The sequence below is a fragment of the Paenibacillus sp. PL91 genome (genome assembly GCF_012935325.2).
Lineage (GTDB): Bacteria > Bacillota > Bacilli > Paenibacillales > Paenibacillaceae > Pristimantibacillus.
The window spans coordinates 128,165-148,650 of the sequence record NZ_JABBYG020000001.1 but is presented as its reverse complement, the minus strand read 5'-3'; the positions used below and the strand labels follow the sequence as shown (position 1 = coordinate 148,650).

Here is a 20,486-nt window from a genome sequence, read left to right as displayed (position 1 = left end):
TTCTCTCCCGTATATACATAATTTTCATTCTACGCGCTGTTTCTGCGCGTCTTCAATCGATCGAATACGCGGTACAGAAGAAAGCCGGCTAATGCACCTCCAACATGCGCCCACAAATCAATCCTCGGCACAAGAAAGGAATAAACAACCCCAAAAATTAATATCGTGTACACCGTTTTACGCGAGCTCTCATCAAGCTGCGATTTTCGGAACAAGGAAATGTACAGAAACGCACCGTAAATGCCGTAAATCGCACCTGAAGCCCCCACACCTATATGCCATGTGGGATCACCTTCAATAACATTCATTGCAGCACTCATTCCATTGCCTGCAATGCCGCAAAGCAAATAATAAAAAGCATATCTTACGCTATTTAGAAGGCGCTCCAGCGGCGGCGCGAATACAAGCAAAGCAAACATGTTATAGAGCAGATGCTCAATGCCTGAATGCATGAAGATCGACGTAATATAACGCCACGGCTCAAGCATTCCATACGGATTGATATCCGGGACGGTTACAAATGCGCCAAAATTAATCGCGTGCAGCCCATTGTTTGGATCGCCAGTTGATGCTACCACAATAAAATAAATAATATTTAAAGCAATCAACGCAGACGTTACGGGATATAGCTTTAAATAGGAACGAAAGCTTTCATACCGCAAAAAAATCATTGCATCAACCCCTTTTCTCTCCAATAATTGGACAAGGTCGTTTCATAACGATTATAATAAATCTGGTATTGACCACCATTCCATTTAGAGGAGGAAATTCACACATGACACAAGAACGTAATGGAGCTGCCACTTTTAAGGGCAATCCGATCACATTAGTTGGTCCAGAATTGAAAGTAGGAGACAAAGCTCCTGATTTCAGCCTCAACAAATCGCTCGTAGAAAACGTATCCCTTAAGGATTACGCTGGGAAAATCAAATTAATCAGCGTTGTGCCTTCCATCGATACAGGCGTTTGCGACGCACAAACTCGTCGCTTCAACGAAGCTGCTGGTTCGCTCGGCGACAACGTTGCTGTGCTTACGGTAAGTGTTGACCTTCCTTTCGCACAAGCACGCTGGTGCGGTGCTGCAGGCATCGACAAAGTCGTATTGCTATCTGACTACAAAGCACACAGCTTTGGCGAATCATATGGCGTATACATTAAAGAGCTAGGCCTTGATCAACGTTCAATCTTCGTAATCGATGCGAACGACACGATCCAGTATGTGGAATACTTGCCGGAAATGACAGAGCACCCGAATTATGAAGAAGCGATCAACGCAGTCAAAGCGCTCGTATAATACGTACTTTTATTGAGCTCAAAAATACACAGATTGCAAACAAAGCGAGTGAAGGATATCCTTCCTCGCTTTGTTTATGTATTAACTATTAACTTTAAAGGCTGCAAGCTTCTTATCAAGTGTGCGGTACAAATCCAGAATGACTCTGTAATTAGAACCAAGATCCCCAAGAGATCCGCGGGATGCTGAATAAATATCGACTGCCGATTGTAGCGGATTAACGCTAATCACGGAAACCGTAATGTCCATCGTTCTTCCAAATGCCGTGCGCTTCTCGAGTACAATCTCACCAACAGATTGCACCTCATGCAGCACTTTATAACCTTGCATTTTCTTAAGAGTCGATATCACTTCTTCCCAAGCCTTATCTTTGGAAAGCTTGTAGAAATGAGATTTGAGCATTGGATCCTTGGCTTTGTCACCAGTCTGTTCATGACTGCGCAGTAGCCCGATCAAGGTCCGCTTCAACAACAACGATCTCCCCCTCCGGCATCTATGTACATTACTCTATATGATACCATGATTTGTCCCATGAAAAAAGAGCTATCACTGGATTTAACCAGCAAATGCTCTTCATTTAAAAATGAGAACCCGCCTATGCCGTCCGACTCACATGTTTCTGAACCCGCTTACGCAGGTGGGTGACCGCAGAACCGCTTTTGAGATCCCCTTTCGGGGGCATGTCAGCTACGCTTCGATATTGGTCTCCCGTGAAACAGCCATTGGTTCAAAACAGCGTAAAGCCGTAACGAGCATCGCAGGAGGTATTGCTATTATAGACCGAACAAAAGAAAAAGTAAACTTTGATCGACTGTTATTTACTGGACCCGTTCGAATCATCCTTAACGAGATCGATCCGGTCAAGCTCAGCAGCCTTCTCCGCCTCTTCTTCCTCCGCCAAACGCGCTTTCTCCGCTTGATCCTGCAGCTTCTGGTAAATCAAGTGGAAGTTCCAGAATGCCAGGTAAGCAATGATGCTGCCCATAAAGAATGGAATAAGAAACGTAAACTTCGTGCTGAAATACATAACCGCACCGCTCATAATCGCAGTGGACAAGGAACGGAAAGGTTTGCCGATTGTAATGAGGACGGCATTTTTCAGCAATTGAAACGTTTTCATATGATAATGGACAAGCATGGAGAAAAAATTAAATAGCGATACGATTAGCAGCACTAGAAAAGCAATAAAGATGTAGGAAAGCAAATTCAATTGCTCACGGTATACGATAAAATCAACGATCATAATCGCTAGCAATATCGTATAAATGATACCGCCAAGCATACTTTGCTTATAGTTCTCCTTGTAGCCGCGGAAAAAAGTTTTGAACAACGGTACATCGCCTTCGCCCATTACCCATTTGCGGGCAACCGCAAACATGGCTGCAGTAGCTGGAAACAAGGTAAACGGCGCAACGACCGCCATAGCAATAAGAGCGGAATACACTTGATTGACATCCTGTGATAAAACCAATCCCCACGCGAAGAAAACGAATGGAACTGAACAGACCAACCATAATACATTGATAACCGATAACCGCATAATCCATTCAGAAATTCGGTAAAACCCACCCATTAGCCCTCTTGGTTCCATCGGATCTGCCTCCAGAAAAGTAAGATTACTCCCACCAGACCAACTTGCATAGTGACATGTAACCGCCCAATTTCCGCTTCCTAGGCTAGTGTCTAAACGGCATAAACCTATTCACAAAGGATATAAAGCTTCAGCCTTCACTATTATGAAGTTCAAAAAGAGGTTGCTGCTACAAAAGCGCAGCACGGTTAATTCACCTCTACAGGTTACAATCTCGTTATGTTTATTCTAAATGTTAATCTCAGCAAATCTAATTATTACCAAGATACATTATAGATTAACAATAAAAGAACCGAGGACGACCGGATGCCCGTTAGGGACACGGACTTCCTCGGTTTTTTTTGGAAAACTTATGGGTAAAGCTTAATTAGTTATTTACGTAGCCATCGGAAGAGCTTTTTGGACGACGGTTTTCAGTACGCCCTTCGCTGCTTCTCTTGCCGCCGTAACCGCCGGTGCTGCTGCTGCTGCCGCCACGGGACTCATAGCCACCGCGTGAGCTGCCGCCAGTGCTGCTGCTACCACTGCTGCGTCTGTCATCGCGACCGCGATAACCTCCGCCGCTGCCGCCAGTACCGCCGCTGCGGTTGCCGCCGTAAGAAGAAGAGCCGCTGCGGTTGAATGGACGACCGTTCGAACGAATGTCCGGCTTGCGTTTCTTAGCGCGAAGCGGATCTTCCGGCGTCAATTCGATTTCCACGTTTTTCTTCTCGCCAGTCAGCAATTTGATTGCTGCGGAAAGGAGGTGAACGGAATCATATTGCTCAAGCAATTGAATGGAAATCGCTTTGTATTCTGAGAACTCATCGTTTTGAACGACTTCAAGAAGACGCTCTGCCGTTACGCGTTGTTTGCCCTCAATCGCTTCTGCAATGCTTGGAAGCGGCTTGCGGCTCATCTTCTGACGCGTAACTTTCTCGATGAAATGCAGATGATCTGTCTCGCGCGGCGTCACGAATGACCAAGCTGTACCTTCTTTCCCTGCACGGCCGGTACGACCGATACGGTGAACGTAGCTCTCAGGATCCTGAGGAAGGTCAAAGTTGATAACATGCGTTACGCCAGATACATCGAGACCACGTGCAGCAACGTCAGTCGCTACCAGCACATCGATGCTGCCGTCACGGAATTTGCGCATTACGCTATCCCGTTGGTTTTGTGACAAATCGCCATGCAAACCGTCAGCAGTGTAACCACGCTTTTGAAGCGCTTCGCTTAGCTCATCAACCCGGCGTTTTGTGCGGCCGAAGATGATTGCAAGCTCAGGCGATTCCATATCAAGCAAACGGCTAAGTGCTTCGAATTTCTGGCGCTCGTGCACTTCAATGTAAGATTGCTCGATAAGCGGTGCTGTGATTTGTTTCGGAATAACCGATACATGCTCAGGGTTTTTCAGAAATTGTTGTGCTAGCTTCTGAATGTTAGCTGGCATTGTAGCGGAGAACAGCATCGTGTGACGCTCATCAGGCACTTGCTTCAGGATGGATTGAATGTCATCCATGAAGCCCATGTCGAGCATTTCATCCGCTTCATCCAAAATAACCGTTTGCACATCTTCAAGACGGATCGTCTTGCGGTTGATGTGGTCAAGCAAACGACCAGGCGTACCAATAATAATTTGAGGCTTCTTCTTCAGTGCACGGATTTGACGACCAATTTCTTGTCCACCATAAATCGGCAACGAGCGAAGACCTTTGTATCGAGTTAACTTCCCGATCTCGTCAGCCACTTGAATAGCGAGTTCACGGGTTGGCGTCATTATTAATGCGACAATGCGTTCCTCGCTTGTCGGAATTTTGTTAATGAGCGGAATTCCGAATGCCGCTGTCTTTCCAGTACCCGTTTGAGCTTGGCCAATTAAATCTTGCCCAGCCATAGCAATAGGGATCGCTTTGTCTTGAATCGGGGTAGATTCCTCGAATCCAAGTTCGGTAATTGCTTGCAACACTTTTGGTTCCAAGCCAAATTCAGCAAATGTTTTCAAACTTTTCTCAAACTCCTTTTATCTGCAGCCTACTTAAGAATATCCAAATCATTATAGCACACAATCATTCATGAATACCAGCGAACCAATTAAAGCCATACTAATCGTGACAAAATGAAGCAAACAGTTACGTCGGTTGCATAGGAGCGATTGCATTGAATCCGCACTCCCTGCGTTACCTTTATACGGTGCCGGTCATGACGGCAGGAGCCTTCCTTATTGCGCTTGGCTTCAATCTTTTCCTCATTCCGCATCAGCTGCTGGCCGGGGGCATATCCGGCATTTCCATGATGATTGGCTATATAACCGGCGGAAATATCGGATGGCTTTATTTTATCCTCAACTTGCCGGTTCTACTATGGGGATGGTTCGTAGTAGGCCATCGGTTTATTATTTGGAGCATCTACACCGTCATCGCGTCTACTTTTTTTCTGCAGCTCCTCCCCATCGTCAAAATAGTCGATGATATCGTGCTTGGCGCCGTTTTTGGAGGAATTATCATCGGGTTCGGAAGCGGCTTGGCTCTGCGTTATGGCGGTTCCTCGGGCGGCTTCGATATTATTGCCTCGATCGTAACGCGAAGGCGCGATTTGCCTGTAGGAATGATTATTTTCATATTGAATGGCGTCGTCATCGCCCTGCTCGTTCTTTTCACAAAAAACTGGAATTCTGCCCTTTACTCGCTTGTCGCCATTTTTTCCGCTGGAAAATTAGTAGATCTCATTCATGTGAGGCATATTAAGCTAACAGCCTTTATCATCACGACTAAGACCGATGAGCTGCTGGCGAAGCTGCTCCTGCACCCGCGCGGCATTACCATTATCAAAACACGCGGTGCTTATTCATCGTCTGAACGCGATATGCTGATGACTGTAAGAACGAAATACGAAATTGCGGAGCTAAGCAAAACCATAACCACGATCGACCCGCATGCATTCATAAACATCGTGGAAACGGTGGGCGTCATTGGCGACTTTTCGAGGCCAAAAGACTAATCCATATACGCAGGAATGGATTTTGCACCGTATCCCTATGTTTTTGAAAATGATCCTGATATAATGTTTGTATCCCGTAGCTTTGGTTTCTTGCCATATGATTTCCCCTAAACATTCGATATGAAAGGGTGATGCTCAATGGATATGGAAACGGTCAAATTGTCTCAAATTGTAGAGAAGCTTGCCCCAGAGCTTAGTCCTTTTCTTACTGCACGTGAATTGGACATCAGCATCGTGCTGCGCGACGGTCTAGCCTTGCTTGAACCCGCTGACGCAATGGAAATTGTGCAGCACAGCATTTGCAATCAGCAGAGAGAAGCTTTGTTACAATGACAATGCGGGACACACGGATTATTTATGCGCCAGTCGAGACAAACTCGGCTGGCTTTTGTTTTTTTAACAAGCATAACCGCTGTAAAAGCGCTTCTTTTTCGCACCCTAAATCAGCAAACAAAATGATCCTTTCTTGCTCCATTGTCACATATACTTTGTTATTCCTTCAAAAAAGTTAATGACCCAGCATGCCATCTGCTTTATAATTTGAACAGAATAGCTAACGGGGAGAGAGCAAAATGGACATCATCATTTCAACCTTACTGCTGCTGTACAGCTTGCTCACAGGAAGCGGAGAAGAAAGCGCCGCAGCCAAGCAGCTTGCAATTGCCTACCTAAATTCCGCAGCTGGTCAAACCATTATTCAACCGGATTCAACTTTGGCCGGAGGCAAAAAACCAGGTACCACTGACGCTGGGCCTATCAAGCAGGATCCGCAGCCGGATACACCGCCGATAAAGGGAATCTATGTAACAGCCCACAGCGCGGGCGGCGCACGCATGGAAACTTTGTTGAAGCTGCTGGATGACACCGATTTAAACAGTATGGTAATCGATATTAAAGATGATAACGGATACATTACATATCCTACAACGACACCTGAGCTGCAGGAGGTTGGTGCTTCCAAGAAATATATCCGGGATATCGACCAAATGATGATAACGCTAAAGCAGCACAAAATTTATCCGATAGCAAGAATAGTCGTGTTCAAGGATACGGTGCTTGCCCGCAAGCAGCCGGAGCTCTCTTTCCTGCATCAGGACGGAACGATATGGAAAAATGGCAGAGGCGAAAGCTTCGTCAACCCCTATCGCAAGGAGGTTTGGGATTACAACATCGCCGTGGCTAAGGAAGCGGCTAGACTTGGCTTTAAGGAGATCCAATTTGACTATGTGCGGTTTCCCGAGGGCTTCGAGAAAAAAGCAGCCTCGCTCACCTTCAGCAAAACAGAGCAAAGCCGGGTTGACGCCGTTGCAGGCTTCGTAAAATATGCGCGCGAGCAGCTTGAGCCGCTTGGCGTACGCGTCTCGGTCGATATTTTCGGATATGCAGCATCCGTGCCGGCAGCCGAAGGAATCGGGCAAGACTTCGTGAAAATATCGAATGATGTGCATGTCATATCGCCTATGATCTATCCAAGCCATTACAGTACGGGTTGGTTCAAACAGAAAGATCCCGATCGAAGCCCTTATGAGACCATTAAAGGGGCTATGCTCGACACACACAAGAAGCTCGATCCTATCGTGGAGCTAAAGCCGATCATTCGCCCGTGGATTCAGGATTTCACAGCAAGCTGGCTGGGCAGCGGCCACTTCATCAAATATGGGAAGACAGAGGTTGAAGCTCAAATAAAAGCACTTCATGATACAGGAGTTAAGGAGTATCTGCTCTGGAATGCCGGCAATAAATATTCGCCTGGCGTTGCTTACAAATAAGCAAACAGCCTTTAGCAACAAAAAAGTCCACCTGCGCTTTGATTGCGTTGGTGGACTTTTTTTGTTGCGATGCTGCTATTCGAGCGATGACAGCAAGGATCATCTGTGCTGCTCGCTTGTATTATTGGGATAAACGAAGGGCCAAATCATACATGGTCATGTCAAAAGGCTTCTTCGTGTTTACCACAGTATCGATGTCAGTTGTAACAAGCTCACCACGAACTACGCCGCAAGCTTTGCCTGAATCGCCATTCATAAGCTGTCTTACTGCAAAATCGCCAAGGCGGCTTGCCAAAATACGGTCGATTGCCGTTGGCGTTCCGCCGCGCTGAATGTGGCCGAGCACCGTTACGCGCGGTTCAATTCCGCAGTGTGAGGTAATTTGCTGCGCGACATCCTCGCCTTTGCCGGCGCCTTCTGCGACGACAATAATACTATGGCGCTTCCCTTTGGCAAAGTTCGTTTTCATACGCTCGGCAACCTCCGTAAGCTCGAACGGAACCTCCGGCACAAGAATCGTTTCAGCACCGCTCGCAAGACCAGCGTGAAGCGCGATATCTCCGCAATGACGTCCCATAACCTCAACGATCGACGAACGCTCGTGCGAGGACATCGTATCGCGGATTTTGTTAATTGCGTCAACAACGATGCTTACCGCGGTATCGAAGCCGATTGTAATATCCGTGAACGGGATATCGTTGTCTATCGTTCCCGGCAGGCCCATCGTCTTGATGCCAAGCTTGCTTAGCTTGTTCGCGCCCTGATACGAGCCGTCGCCGCCAATAACGACCAAGCCGTCGATGCCTCTTGCACGCAGCACTTCAGCGCCGCGCTGCTGGCCTTCAGCGGTAACAAACTCCTTGCATCTAGCCGTTTGCAAAATAGTGCCGCCGCGCTGAATAATATCGCCTACGCTTCGCAAATCCATTTGGCGCAAATCATCGTTAATAAGCCCTTGATAGCCCCGCTGTACGCCATACACATCTAATCCATAAAATAGTGCACTTCTTACGACAGCACGAACGGCTGCGTTCATTCCTTGCGAATCTCCTCCGCTTGTCAGTACTGCGATTGATTTGACTGCAGACATGTTCCATTCCTCCACATTTTTCATTTATAGTTAAGCCTGTTGCTTCCGAATCCAGATGCTGTTTATAAGGAAAAACAGGCGCGTCAGCGGACTGTTCTTCATTAGCCTCCTCGATACATCTCTAACATCCGCCTGGTGACGGACCTTCGGGTCTGATAAATACAAGGCCAGCAGCCCTTCAATAATCAAACGATGAAAACGGGAAGCAGGAAGCTGCTTCACATCCTCACGCGCGCGGTTCACGATGGTTCCGAGACGCTCAACAAGCAGACCTTCATTATCATAATAATTGCAAAAATTTAGGTCGCCGCCTGCATGATCCTCTTCCTGATCGATTAAGTAATCGAGTAAAATATGGAGGCCGCATACATGCGGAAAATAAATATTTTTGATCGCGGCTGCATCCTGCTCCGATAACTGATCTTCGCCCGCCGCCAAAAAAAGCATGAACATGCCGAGTGTCGAGCCAGTTGCCGCAGCAAATTCATTCCATCGCAGATTAGGGTAATCGCTGCGATGCAGCTCCCACCATGCAAGCAAATGCTCCTCGCGCAAATCCTTATGAATATGCTTGTACACCTGCAAATCGCCGTACAAGCCAACTAGCCCGGTTACATGCTCCTGTACGCTCCTGTAGGATGGCAGCTGCGAAATTTGAAGCTGGCAGGTGCGAACGAGATGATGCAAATAACCGCCATCGTCCTTTTCATTGCGAAATGCATAATAATCCTGAAGCTTTGCTTCGGGATTGACGGCATCAAGCATCGATTGATGCAACATTCGAAAATCATCCGGATCAAGTGAGGTGCTTCGGTCGCAAAGATTGTCCAAGTAGTCACTTATCGTCTGCAAAGCGACAATAAGCGGAATGAGCACATGTCTGCGCTCCAGATTCGCAGCCGCATATACGCCGCCGCCTTGGCAATGAAACTTTTTGCTATCCATACTGCTCAGAGCCTGTGTTCGAAGCTCTGCATCAGGTATTCGCTGCGCCAGAAGACGGAGCCCTTCGAGCTCTCGATCCACAGCTGGCAGCACATACTTATATACGCGATGCATTAGCCTAAGCGGACTCTGCGGCACTCGTTTGCCAGATAAAGTCGTCAATCTCACGACGCACTCCTCCTCGAAAGCATGATCATGAATGTCGGCGTGATTCTAATTGCTGATCGATGCGATACCAAATATGAAGATCGTTGATCCTACTTGCATAATCGGCAATTTCATAGTTTAGTATACAGGATTGCTCAAAGCTATCTTCTTCAAACAGCTGAGCTTGCTTTTCATTAATGAGCTGTTCAAGCTCCATGACGCGATCAGGAATCGTTCCGCGTATAAGCTCCCACTGCTCGACGATCGTAAGCTGCACAGTTGTTTCATACTGCTCCCATTCCATTTCCAGCACGGGAATACGGATCCGAAGCCGTTCATTCCAGTCAAAACGATAAGCTCCCATTGTAAACCTCCACCTCTAAATGTACCATTTCGAATCATAATAATCCAGCTTCAAATCTCATTGGTACGAATGCTAATCCATGCTATACTGTTATCCATATTGTTTAAGATAGAGATGGAGTGAGCATTCAACGATGGATAGACCAGATATTGCCAAAGCAGAGCGCTCTTCGACAGCTCGCAAGGAGACATTTTCCCTGCGTGTCTATAGCTTCTCCGCCTATTCTACAGCGGCGATGGTCGTCTCCTTTATCCCGCTGTATTTTCTGGATAGAGGCTTTTCGGAGCAGCAAATCGGCATCATTTATTCAACTGGACCCTTTATATCAATCTTCGCCAACATCATACTCGGAATGGCAAGCGACAAATACAGGACGATCAAAAAGCTGTTGATGCTGCTCTTATTTGGACAGCTCGTCATGATTTCGCTGCTATTTCCTATAGAGAACTTTGCGCTTGTATGCCTTGTCATGATGGGCTTTTATTTTTTTCAGACACCCATCAACCCGCTGAGCGACAGCTTGCTGCTATTATCAAGCCAGTATACAGGAACGCCTTACGCACTAATACGTATTTTCGGATCGCTTGGCTTTGCTGTTACCGCATATACGTTCGGACTTATATTAAAGGAAATAGGCTCACAATGGACGCTGCCGCTTGCCCTTTCCACAATTGCAATCACGCTTCTCTTGACAACGCGAATCAAGGATTACCAAGGAAGCGCCCGCAAGATCGACTTCTCAGGCTTCTTCAAACTGCTGCGCCAGCGCGATGTGCTGCTGTTCTTTTTAATCATTTTGACCATATCCATCCCTCACCGGATGTACGAGGGCTTTCTTGCGGTAACGATGCGTCAAATGGGCGCAAGCGACTCGCTTGTAGGCCTTGCATGGCTGGTGTCTGCTATGAGCGAAATTCCTATTCTTTTTTTGCTCGGCAAATACGGGCATAAATTCAAGGAGCTTCCGCTTCTCATGATCGCATCCATTATGTACGCGGTAAGGCTTTGGCTGCTCAGCGATATTCAAGATCCGCGCTGGGTTATCGCTACGCAAGCGATGCACAGCGTCTCATTCGGCATTTATTTCTCTACCGCCCTTCGCTACCTGTCGCATCTTATTCCAGACGAGTTCCGCGCTTCCGGCCAAGCGGTTTATGCCGTCGTCTGGACGGGGCTTGCCGGTGTAATCAGCGGGATGTTCGGCGGCTATGTTTATGAGCATTTTGGTCGTGAAACGTTCTTCCGCATGGGTGCCGGCTTTGCGATTGTCGCAGCGGCGGCCTTCCTTGCCCGCTACTATTTCAGTCGAACAGATCGTTTATAATCATTATGAACAAACAGGGCTGCTTCCTTCTACGTGTACAGCACGCGAAGGGAGCAGCCCTATTGTCTTATGTTAGAGAGAATTGTTACTCCGCAATTTCGAAATTAGAATAAACATCCTGTACATCGTCATTGTCTTCAAAAGCATCCATCATCTTAAGCAGCTTTTCCGCGTTTTCGCCTTCAACCTTAACGATATTTTGCGGCAACCAGCGTACGCCGGCATTGACGAACGTATAGCCATCCTTCTCCAGCGCGTTCTTCACCTGCTCGAACTCATGCGGGTGCGTTAAAATTTCAAAGCTGTCGTCATTGACGACAACGTCCTCAGCCCCTGCTTCAAGCGCGATCATCATCATGGAATCCTCGTCGGTCTCATGCGCTTCACGATCCACAACAAGCAGCCCCTTATGATCGAACATATAGCCTACGCAGCCGCTCTCGCCCATGTTGCCGCCACGTTTGTTGAATGCCGACCGAACATCTGCAGCGGTACGATTGCGATTATCCGTCAAGCATTTCACCATGATCGCTACACCGCCTGGGCCATAGCCTTCGTACATGATATCCTCGTATTCAACGCCATCACCAGCGCCTGCTGCCTTCTTGATCGCCCGCTCGATGTTATCGTTCGGCATTTGCTCTGCTCTTGCGTTAGCAATCGCCGTCTTCAAACCGAAGTTAGCATCGGGATTAGGTCCGCCTCTGCGCGCTTGAACGTAAATTTCACGTCCAAGCTTAACGAACTTGTTATTTTTAGCCTGATCGGCCTTACCTTTACGGTCTTTGAACAATTTAAATTTCATTATGCTCGCTCCCCTGACAAAGTTTCCAAGCAACAGTTTATCACCGCAGGTAGGTCTTGGTCAATGAAAGCGAACAGCAGCATAAAAAGGCCCCCTGTGCCAGGGAGCCCTCTTCAATCGTTCATTCGCACATCATACTATAGTTTAGTGACGTTGGCCGCTTGAGCTCCGCGGTTACCCTCAGTAATGTCGAATTCGACCGCTTGCCCTTCATCTAAAGATTTGAAGCCATCGCTTTGAATCGCAGAGAAATGGACGAATACATCTTCTCCACCCTCTGTTTGGATAAAGCCGTAGCCTTTCTCCGCATTAAACCATTTAACTGTACCTTTCATTCAAACAACCTCCTAAATATTACCGCCTTTATGTAATGGCGAGTAAAATAATTATATCTATCCAAAATTCAAAAAGCAATTACATCGAAATTTTCAAATAATGACTAGACTTGGGGATAAATGGGAGATCAGAAGCGATTAGCTCTGCCCTGCCTTTATATAAAGAAATCACGTCCATTAGCTCCTCAAGCTTAGGGTAAGGCTCCCAATTAAGCGAAATAAGCGGATATATACGTATTTGGCCGCCTGGCTTGCAAATGCGCATCAGCTCTAAAATAGCTTTTATATGAAATTCATGTCCGAATTGGTCTGCATACAAAAACATAAAATGACTGCAAAGCACCAGCGAAAACTGATCATCGGAAAATGGCAGCTCGGGCAGCATCCCATAAATATAGTGGTTGGTAACGTTATGATGCACATGTTCAGCAAATCGCTGAATAGACGCCTCGCGGCTGGCTCTGTGATTTTCAAGCGAGCCATAATAGCTCCAGTCAAAATGATCTTTCACTTTGGCAAGCTTGGCCGTTGACGTATCAATCTCCTGCTTGGCCTCGTTGATCCATTCTTCCATTCCCGCGCCATAGCGCGGATCCACTGCAAATGCTGAATAACCTCTTTCGTTTGCCTCCGCAGTAAAGGAGGAACCTCCTGCCGCTACATCCAGTACGGCACCAATCTTCAGTTCGGATTGCTGCAAACCAAACATTTTTACATACTCCTCGAAGCTTCTGCATGTCATCGCAACACCGATTTGCTCATAGCCCTGCTTGCTCATTCGTTCAACTCTCCTCGTCTCATCTCATCTCATTAAATCTTTACCATTCTCGTCTCTTCTGAGCTTGCTTCTTATGCTGTCGTATTGATTACAGCCTCCATAATGGCTATGATGATAAGAATACCATAATTAACTACTAAAAGGATGGAAAAATGTATGTTCAAAAAACATGAAATTTACAAGACCGACAAATACAATATGCTGACGGTTGAAGTACAAGGAAAAACGCTTATCGTTCGAGAAATATCCGATCAATGGGGAGAAGACACCCATACCTTCATCAGCAGACCAGAAATGATGCATTGGGCGCAAAATCGCTATCGCGCTTCCGACTTTGTCGGCCGCGAAGAAGAATTAGAAGCCATTATGCAAGCATTGAAAGAAGTTTAACACCCGCTATTATTGAAATGCGGCAGGAAAATTTACCCTATGCGGCGAACATATCGTTACTGGTCGGCGCATAGGTAAAATGATGAAGCTGCTTTTTAGGCCAGCTTATTGTCAGGAGGCTTTACCAACAGATGGACCCTACTGCTTCAATTATTTTTATTATTGCAGCCTTCTCGCTTGGAGCAATCGTCATCATGAAACGTGACTCCTTGCCCGCCGGTCTGCGACGCGGACTTGCGCTTGTATCTATCGCGTTCATTGCGTTTGCGTTTTTTTTAATTGTTTATGCCTTTTTTACGATGGGTGCAGCTTAGCCTGCAGGCTGCTGAATATTCGAAATCACGTTCGGACATAGTAAACACAAACTGTGTCCCGAGGTGATATCTGGATGAAATGGCTCCCCCTGCTGCTTGCATTAAGCCTTGTACCCAGTGCTGCAGCTTCCAATGACGAAGCAGCAGCGACTCGCAAGCATGCATTACCAACCTTATCCGTACCAAGGAGGAATTCGATGAATCACGTACCAAAACGTTCAGAATCCGCGCCTGAGACTCGCTGGAAACTAGAGGATTTATTTGAAAGCCAAGCGGCATGGGACAAGGAATTTGCGGAAGCGAAGGCATTGATCAAAAAACTCCCTGAATTCCAAGGCAAGCTTGCCGACGTGTCACAGCTTAAAGCGTGCTTTGAGCTTGAGGATGAGCTGTCGATGCATGTGGAACGGCTTTATGTATATGCGAATATGAAGCATCACGAGGATACAGCAGAGCCAACCTATCAAGCTTTATCCGATAAATCAAAAAAAATTAGCGTTGAATCTGGCGAGGCGCTCTCCTTCATCACCCCAGAAGTGCTAAGCTTGCCGGACGATAAGCTGGAAGCAATCATTGCGGATGAGTCGGTAGCCAAATTCCGTCATACACTCGAAGAAATGCGCCGACAAAAGGCTCATATCTTAACGAAGGACGAAGAAGCGCTGCTTGCTCAGGTCGGCAATATGAGCTCCGCTCCAGGTACGATCTTCAACATGCTTAACAATGCGGACTTAAAATTCCCTAAAGTAAAAAATGAAGACGGCGAAGAAGTCGAACTGACACACGGCCGCTACATACAGTTTCTCGAAAGCAAAAATCCAGATGTGCGCCGCGAGGCATTTAAAGCGGTATACGATACGTACGGCAAGCTAAAAAATACGCTCGCTTCTACGTTAACCTCTAACGTTACAAAAAATATTTTTTATGCGAAGGCTCGCAAATATGACTCTGTGCTCGATATGTCCCTCTATGGAGATAACATTCCTCAGGAGGTCTACACGAACCTGATCAATACGATCCATAAGCATCTCCCGCTCATGCACCGCTACATGGAGCTTCGGAAGAAGCTGCTTGGTCTGGATGAGCTTCATATGTACGACTTGTTCGCTCCGCTCGTTGATGAGTTCAAGATGGACATTACGTATGAGGAAGCTAAAAAAACAGTAAGCGAAAGCTTAAAGCCGCTTGGCGATGATTATTTGAAAGTGCTGCAAGAGGGTTTTGACAACGGCTGGATTGACGTTTACGAGAATGAAGGCAAACGCAGCGGAGCTTACAGCTGGGGAGCTTTCGGAACGCATCCATACGTGCTGCTTAACCACAAAGACAATTTGAACAGCATGTTCACATTGACGCACGAAATGGGCCATGCGCTGCATTCCCACTACTCGGATACGAATCAAAATTACCGGGATGCGCAATATACGATTTTCTTAGCTGAGGTCGCTTCTACGTTAAATGAAGCTTTGCTAATGGACTATCTTCTTGGCAAATCGACTGATCCGAAGGAAAAAATGTATTTGCTCACTTATTACGCAGATCAATTCCGCACAACTGTGTTCCGTCAAACGATGTTTGCGGAATTCGAGAAAATTATACACGAACGCTCCGAGCAAGGCGATTCGCTGACTCCGCAAGAGCTCAGCAAAATCTACTATGATCTGAACGTCCAATATTATGGTCCAGGTATGGTCATCGATAAGGATATCGAAATGGAATGGGCGCGCATTCCCCATTTCTACAACAGCTTCTACGTGTACAAATATGCAACGGGCTTCTCGGCGGCAACCAGCTTCTCCAAACAAATTTTGGAGGAAGGCCAGCCGGCAGTCGAGCGTTATCTTGGCTTCCTGAAGAGCGGCGGCAGCGACTTCTCTATCAATATTTTGAAGAAGGCCGGCGTTGACATGTCGTCTCCTGAGCCGATCGAGCAAGCGATGAGCGTGTTCGAAGAGCTTATAGGTCAGATGGAGCAGCTGACGAAGTAGCGCAGTGAAATAATGGTTTAAAAAGCGTCAAGCACGCTTGGCGACTATATGTTCTTCTGAACAGTCTCATACGCAAAAGAAAACGAGCCTCTAGATTCCTTCTGAGGCTCGTTTTGCGTTGTAGGAATTTCGTTTAAATCCCCTAGTTTCTTATGTGTATCCTGACATGATAGCTGGTGAACTGGAATAACTGGAAAATATCCATCTAATTTATCTGATATAGCAGCAAAAAGATCGTTTAGCTGGAAAACCTCCTGTTAGTAGTAGCGATTCCACCCCATTTGGAAAAAAATTTAAAATTAACGGGATAGAATCCTTCTAACTCTCGATTTCGCTCGTAATTGTTTGAATTAACAGGAGCTTTTCCCGTTAATCTTGCTGCCAAAGGCTTCAATCACAACTTCAGCCCAAAGCTTAAACCATAGGCTCATTTCCCTTCGTATCTACATACGCCAAATGTCCCCGAACCCAACCGCACATGCTATCGAGTTCAGCAATCAGCGATTTGCCATGCTCTCCAACGGGGCAGCGCACACAACTATCTACTTGATGATGACCAGCTATACAACAAGCACGTTATTCCCTGACGGAGGTTACAGTTTGCGCTAATGCAAGTCTCGATAAAATAAAACGGCTGCACTGCGGAAGCCTTTTCAATCGTCAGCTCACAACATGCCTTTTCTTAACTTTTCTATACTTTTGATTACATAATTGTTGTTCTCCTCATTGTTCATCTCGGTTCTCGCATGTCGAAGCGCAGGCCTTAATGATTCAACCGATTGCCCAAAATGCTTCATCCATTCGTAACGCGGAACCATCCACAGATGAAAATGATGTGTAGTGTCTTCATTGTAAAAGTAATATACATGATCAATTTTTAGCTCATTTCTTTGAACTTCACGTATCCTCCTTATCAGCTGTATATATCGACTAGATTCCTCCTCCGTTAGCTCATCCATACAATAGAAATGCCGCTTTGATGCCAAAATAACTAAACCAGGGATTGGATATGCCACATCCTGATGGGCATGAAAAAACTCATCCTCGTATATGACGCCACCTGCTGGCTCGACTATGCCGGAAGTAACTGCGCAGCTTAAGCATTCGACCTCTATCGGAACTCCATTTGCGAGTATTACCTGTCTCATAACAGCCCTCCTGAATTCACTCTCTATCGTTGCAGCGTATGACACCTCACCATTAGTGCAAAATAAAAGGCAACCAACTCTGGTTACCCTAAAAACAAAACTCTATACGTTAACCTTATAATTAAGCTGAAGCTCATCTCCAGGCAAACCACGAATTCCCCAATTCGATTTAGGTGTTTCGAAAATGGTGATTTCTATATCCTGCGGCGATATATTCAACTGATTATTTAGGTTTTCAAAAAGTAATCGAATGAATTGTTTTTTCGAATCTGCCGAGCGTCCTTCAAAGATGCTTATTTCAATAATGGTATAGGCCTCCGTTCGACCTGGGGCGTAGTAAAAATCTTCGCTATCCATAGGGAAAAACCGATGAAACTTTTTATCCGCCGGAAATTTAAAAGCTTCCACTACACAGGAGTGAACGATCTCCGAAAACCTTGCTTTAATAGGATTCAGACTTTGTTTAAGGCCATAAATTTTGACTTGAGCCATGCTCCTCATCTCACCTTTCTCATCTCAGCTATTCACAGATTAACTTTTTCCAATATCATCCTAATTATAGCATGACTTTTTAGATATGGAACACTATATCGCAATAAGCAGAAAATGAATTCACTTCAGTACATAACCTTTTTCCTTATTTGCTGAAAGAGGAATACAACGATTAAATACACAACCATGTTTATTATAAAATCTTTCATAAAGTCAACGGTAGTATAAGAATACCAATACACAACCTCTGTTTGATGGGAATAAAAAGGTTCGACACCTGCAATATGAATAAGTTCCCTTGAATTATCAATTTGAGAATTAGGCTCAGCATTCATTCTTGTTGTGGCGATTTTTATAATACTAAGATGAACAATCGGTACGATTAGAGAAAGGAATACTCCAAGCAAGATTACCAAACCTTTTCGCATTACATTCCTCCAAGCTCTAAACACACATCAGTAATTAAGAGAGCGGACCGCCGACAATTACGACCCACAATTCGAGCGAGATTAAGGCAAAAGAACCGAAAATCGCGAGGATAGATTGGCTCGCTGACCGCCCATTTTTAACGCCCCCAAGTCCTGCTACACTTAAAAAAAACACAAGGACAGCCGAAATCAAAATGACGAAATGTGGATTGAATTCATTTTTTGATGATGATAAAGCTGCAAAGAAAGCTGCCCAACAGAACAGCATGATCAAAAATGACACTAGATTTAGTTTAGCTGCTACTCTCTTCAAGCCTCCTTATTCAGTTGCCGCAAACTGCTTCACGATTCGTTTAGGAGCAGCACGCAAATAAGCTTCTTTGATCAGGATGCCCATCTCTTCCCAATCTTGAGGATCGCTAATAGATACCCATCCTCGATGGCCGATATAAGCTGGCTTGAAAAATCGCTCCTCCTGCAGTAAGATCTCCTGATTCTCCAGATCCGACTTAAAGGTAATCCCATAATCGCTCATAATAATAAACGACTTGTCTTTTACTTTGAACGTATTATGTCCATGCCCGTCAATCAACTCTACGACCTCAGGCAGCTCCTTGCAGATGCTGCGGACCTCCTCAAGCATTTTAATTCCTTTCGTCGTTTTTATTCCACTCAAATCATGTCCCATAATAGCCCTCCTCAAAATATTGCTCGTTATACTTCTTTCGTGCTGATAGCTGATATTACCTTTTCCCGCTTCTACAAGTTAACTAGTACTCATACTGGGTATAGGATCATTTAAATTCTGTAAGTGAGCAATGTTTTTCGTTCACTCAAACCTAATTAACGATTATCCATCCATATTACCATAATTATCTAAATTATCATTATCCCTAATAAAATAAGCAAAGGCCCTGCCTTAAAGGGCAGAGCCTATTATTCATCTCTTTTTCTGAATGAAAGGAAATTCTAACGCTGACCGCGTACAGGTTTCGCTGAATGTTTCGTGTTTCCATAGGCAGTTTGAAGCAGAAAAGCTATGTCAAGCACTCCCCTCTTATTCAGAAAGGGCTGCCTCGCATACTTCAGTATAGCATCTGCCTCGATATATTTATTATTTTTCTTTATTTATATTATTTATAACTGTTATCCCAACGACTAGAGTCACGACAATAAGCACTATAAGAAATACAGTTTCATCTGTTGAGTGAACAGTATGAATGAAGTTCATAAAATATCCTAGTTCGATAAGTAACAGGACTACCCAAATAAAAATTGCTGAAGAGCGATTAATCATTATATTCGCCTCCTTATTTACCTACACTTTTCTTTGGGACTTGAGAAATATAGCTGTGCAAGATCATGCCAATCATGACGACCACCATCCCTATCATGGACAACAGGGTAGGCAGCGAGCTTCCTAGCATGAGCTCTCCCGCTACGACAAATAAAACTTCCGTAGATTGAGTGGCTTCAACCACAGCCAATTGCTGCATATTCCCTCTCGCCAAATCGGTTGCGCTAAAAAAGAGCACTGTCGCGATGACACCGGAGCAAATGGCGATAATAACAGATTGGCTTATTTGCCCGCCACTCGGTAAACCATCCGCAAAAAAGCCACAGATTGAAAGAATGAGCCATAGTGGCAAGCTAGCTAATGTCATTCCTAATACACGCTGATAGGCATCTAATCGTCCTTCACATAGCTCCATCATTTTACGATTGCCGAGTGGATAAGCAAATGAAGCAATAACTACAGGTACAATACCTAACCATACATCAAGGGTAGAAAGCTGGTTGGCATGTTCGAGTTGCATCAACACGATGCCGAGAAGGATGATGATCGACATCATTAATCCTTTAAGCGGTATCCTTTTTCTAATTTTGATAAAACCCTCATGCGTTTGAATATTCTCGTAAAATAAAGGAGTTATTAGGGCACCTGAAATAATCGTAATTTGCCAAGTTCCAGCGGTAAGCCATCCTGGACCATAAGCTGCCGCAAAACATAATGGAGCGTAGAAAAGTCCGAATCCTACAAAGCTCCACAGCAACCATGCGCCTGGATGCTTCCGCATCTCTTGAATAAGCGGACCTAAATTTTTTCTGCTTAGGACAAGGATTAGAAGGAGAGGAATCATAAAAATATATCGCAATGAAGCACTCCATAACCATGACCCTCCGGACAATTCCATCTCTCGGTTTAATACAAATGTAAAAGCAAAAAACAAAGCGGAGCAAATTCCTAAAAAAATGGGACGCAACTACATTCACCTCAACTAATCTGTTTTGTTCGAAAATCTTA

Annotated in this window: 25 protein-coding genes and 1 other RNA gene; 8 read left to right on the top strand and 18 right to left on the bottom strand. The window is 45.4% G+C overall.

The window, feature by feature from the left end:
- Positions 1-29: 29 nt before the first annotated feature.
- Positions 30-671 (bottom strand): rhomboid family intramembrane serine protease, encoded by a 642-nt coding sequence (locus HI950_RS00720; RefSeq protein ID WP_169082041.1) that lies wholly within the window; start codon positions 669-671, stop codon positions 30-32.
- Positions 672-775: 104 nt separating this feature from the next.
- Here HI950_RS00720 and tpx point away from each other — a divergent pair, with 104 nt between their 5' ends.
- A complete protein-coding gene (gene tpx, locus HI950_RS00715) occupies positions 776-1,294 on the top strand; it encodes a thiol peroxidase (RefSeq protein WP_169082042.1) in 519 nt (172 codons plus the stop codon).
- Between the two features lie 81 nt (positions 1,295-1,375).
- Here the strand turns inward: tpx and HI950_RS00710 are convergent, their stop codons facing one another.
- From HI950_RS00710 to cshA, 4 genes are all read right to left on the bottom strand, one after another.
- Positions 1,376-1,765: a DUF1499 domain-containing protein gene (locus HI950_RS00710; RefSeq protein WP_169082043.1), complete on the bottom strand. Its 390-nt coding sequence runs from the start codon at positions 1,763-1,765 to the stop codon at positions 1,376-1,378.
- 113 nt (positions 1,766-1,878) lie between these two features.
- Positions 1,879-2,061, bottom strand: a non-coding RNA gene (gene ssrS / locus HI950_RS00705) — 6S RNA.
- A 47-nt stretch (positions 2,062-2,108) separates the two neighbouring features.
- Entirely contained in the window at positions 2,109-2,885 is a 777-nt protein-coding gene (locus tag HI950_RS00700; RefSeq protein WP_169082044.1) for a YesL family protein, read from the bottom strand.
- Positions 2,886-3,252: 367 nt separating this feature from the next.
- The gene (gene cshA / locus HI950_RS00695) at positions 3,253-4,869 is read right to left on the bottom strand and encodes a degradosome RNA helicase CshA (RefSeq protein WP_169082045.1); all 1,617 of its coding nucleotides are present in this window, start codon (positions 4,867-4,869) and stop codon (positions 3,253-3,255) included.
- A gap of 197 nt (positions 4,870-5,066) precedes the next feature.
- Between cshA and HI950_RS00690 the strand changes: the two genes are divergently transcribed.
- The 3 genes from HI950_RS00690 (at position 5,067) to HI950_RS00680 (ending at position 7,633) form a co-directional block, all read left to right on the top strand.
- Positions 5,067-5,864: a YitT family protein gene (locus HI950_RS00690; protein WP_169082259.1), complete on the top strand. Its 798-nt coding sequence runs from the start codon at positions 5,067-5,069 to the stop codon at positions 5,862-5,864.
- Between the two features lie 138 nt (positions 5,865-6,002).
- The gene (locus tag HI950_RS00685) at positions 6,003-6,197 is read left to right on the top strand and encodes a hypothetical protein (protein ID WP_053376908.1); all 195 of its coding nucleotides are present in this window, start codon (positions 6,003-6,005) and stop codon (positions 6,195-6,197) included.
- A gap of 239 nt (positions 6,198-6,436) precedes the next feature.
- A complete protein-coding gene (locus tag HI950_RS00680) occupies positions 6,437-7,633 on the top strand; it encodes a putative glycoside hydrolase (RefSeq protein ID WP_169082046.1) in 1,197 nt (398 codons plus the stop codon).
- Between the two features lie 121 nt (positions 7,634-7,754).
- Here the strand turns inward: HI950_RS00680 and pfkA are convergent, their stop codons facing one another.
- From pfkA to HI950_RS00665, 3 genes are all read right to left on the bottom strand, one after another.
- Positions 7,755-8,723 carry a 6-phosphofructokinase gene (pfkA, locus tag HI950_RS00675; protein WP_169082047.1) on the bottom strand — a complete coding sequence of 323 codons (969 nt, stop codon included), beginning with the start codon at positions 8,721-8,723 and terminating at the stop codon, positions 7,755-7,757.
- 30 nt (positions 8,724-8,753) lie between these two features.
- Positions 8,754-9,782: a tetraprenyl-beta-curcumene synthase family protein gene (locus HI950_RS00670; RefSeq protein ID WP_169082260.1), complete on the bottom strand. Its 1,029-nt coding sequence runs from the start codon at positions 9,780-9,782 to the stop codon at positions 8,754-8,756.
- 79 nt (positions 9,783-9,861) lie between these two features.
- On the bottom strand, positions 9,862-10,179 hold the full coding sequence (locus HI950_RS00665; protein ID WP_169082048.1) for a hypothetical protein: 318 nt from the start codon (positions 10,177-10,179) through the stop codon (positions 9,862-9,864).
- A 133-nt stretch (positions 10,180-10,312) separates the two neighbouring features.
- Between HI950_RS00665 and HI950_RS00660 the strand changes: the two genes are divergently transcribed.
- A complete protein-coding gene (locus HI950_RS00660; protein WP_169082049.1) occupies positions 10,313-11,503 on the top strand; it encodes an MFS transporter in 1,191 nt (396 codons plus the stop codon).
- An 85-nt stretch (positions 11,504-11,588) separates the two neighbouring features.
- Here the strand turns inward: HI950_RS00660 and HI950_RS00655 are convergent, their stop codons facing one another.
- The 3 genes from HI950_RS00655 to HI950_RS00645 all read right to left on the bottom strand — a co-directional run bounded on the left by HI950_RS00655 (position 11,589) and on the right by HI950_RS00645 (position 13,421).
- Positions 11,589-12,308: a YebC/PmpR family DNA-binding transcriptional regulator gene (locus HI950_RS00655; protein ID WP_169082050.1), complete on the bottom strand. Its 720-nt coding sequence runs from the start codon at positions 12,306-12,308 to the stop codon at positions 11,589-11,591.
- Positions 12,309-12,445: 137 nt separating this feature from the next.
- The gene (locus tag HI950_RS00650; protein WP_053376915.1) at positions 12,446-12,643 is read right to left on the bottom strand and encodes a cold shock domain-containing protein; all 198 of its coding nucleotides are present in this window, start codon (positions 12,641-12,643) and stop codon (positions 12,446-12,448) included.
- A gap of 79 nt (positions 12,644-12,722) precedes the next feature.
- The gene (locus tag HI950_RS00645; protein ID WP_169082051.1) at positions 12,723-13,421 is read right to left on the bottom strand and encodes a class I SAM-dependent methyltransferase; all 699 of its coding nucleotides are present in this window, start codon (positions 13,419-13,421) and stop codon (positions 12,723-12,725) included.
- 156 nt (positions 13,422-13,577) lie between these two features.
- Between HI950_RS00645 and HI950_RS00640 the strand changes: the two genes are divergently transcribed.
- The 3 genes from HI950_RS00640 (at position 13,578) to pepF (ending at position 16,113) form a co-directional block, all read left to right on the top strand.
- A complete protein-coding gene (locus tag HI950_RS00640) occupies positions 13,578-13,811 on the top strand; it encodes a hypothetical protein (RefSeq protein ID WP_169082052.1) in 234 nt (77 codons plus the stop codon).
- 131 nt (positions 13,812-13,942) lie between these two features.
- Positions 13,943-14,125, top strand: coding sequence for a hypothetical protein (locus tag HI950_RS00635; protein ID WP_169082053.1), 183 nt, complete (start codon positions 13,943-13,945; stop codon positions 14,123-14,125).
- A 197-nt stretch (positions 14,126-14,322) separates the two neighbouring features.
- Positions 14,323-16,113 carry an oligoendopeptidase F gene (gene pepF / locus HI950_RS00630; RefSeq protein WP_223285060.1) on the top strand — a complete coding sequence of 597 codons (1,791 nt, stop codon included), beginning with the start codon at positions 14,323-14,325 and terminating at the stop codon, positions 16,111-16,113.
- Positions 16,114-16,778: 665 nt separating this feature from the next.
- Here the strand turns inward: pepF and HI950_RS00625 are convergent.
- From HI950_RS00625 to HI950_RS00595, 7 genes are all read right to left on the bottom strand, one after another.
- Positions 16,779-17,261 (bottom strand): HIT family protein, encoded by a 483-nt coding sequence (locus tag HI950_RS00625; RefSeq protein WP_169082055.1) that lies wholly within the window; start codon positions 17,259-17,261, stop codon positions 16,779-16,781.
- Positions 17,262-17,363: 102 nt separating this feature from the next.
- Positions 17,364-17,753, bottom strand: a complete 390-nt coding sequence (locus HI950_RS00620; RefSeq protein ID WP_169082056.1) for a tautomerase family protein — start codon at positions 17,751-17,753, stop codon at positions 17,364-17,366.
- A gap of 125 nt (positions 17,754-17,878) precedes the next feature.
- Positions 17,879-18,181: a hypothetical protein gene (locus HI950_RS00615; RefSeq protein ID WP_169082057.1), complete on the bottom strand. Its 303-nt coding sequence runs from the start codon at positions 18,179-18,181 to the stop codon at positions 17,879-17,881.
- Between the two features lie 34 nt (positions 18,182-18,215).
- Positions 18,216-18,494: a hypothetical protein gene (locus HI950_RS00610; RefSeq protein ID WP_169082058.1), complete on the bottom strand. Its 279-nt coding sequence runs from the start codon at positions 18,492-18,494 to the stop codon at positions 18,216-18,218.
- Positions 18,495-18,500: 6 nt separating this feature from the next.
- Positions 18,501-18,869, bottom strand: a complete 369-nt coding sequence (locus HI950_RS00605) for an MmcQ/YjbR family DNA-binding protein (protein WP_169082059.1) — start codon at positions 18,867-18,869, stop codon at positions 18,501-18,503.
- A gap of 426 nt (positions 18,870-19,295) precedes the next feature.
- Positions 19,296-19,478, bottom strand: coding sequence for a hypothetical protein (locus HI950_RS00600; RefSeq protein WP_169082060.1), 183 nt, complete (start codon positions 19,476-19,478; stop codon positions 19,296-19,298).
- Positions 19,479-19,491: 13 nt separating this feature from the next.
- Positions 19,492-20,445 (bottom strand): DMT family transporter, encoded by a 954-nt coding sequence (locus HI950_RS00595; protein ID WP_169082061.1) that lies wholly within the window; start codon positions 20,443-20,445, stop codon positions 19,492-19,494.
- Positions 20,446-20,486 lie beyond the last annotated feature (41 nt).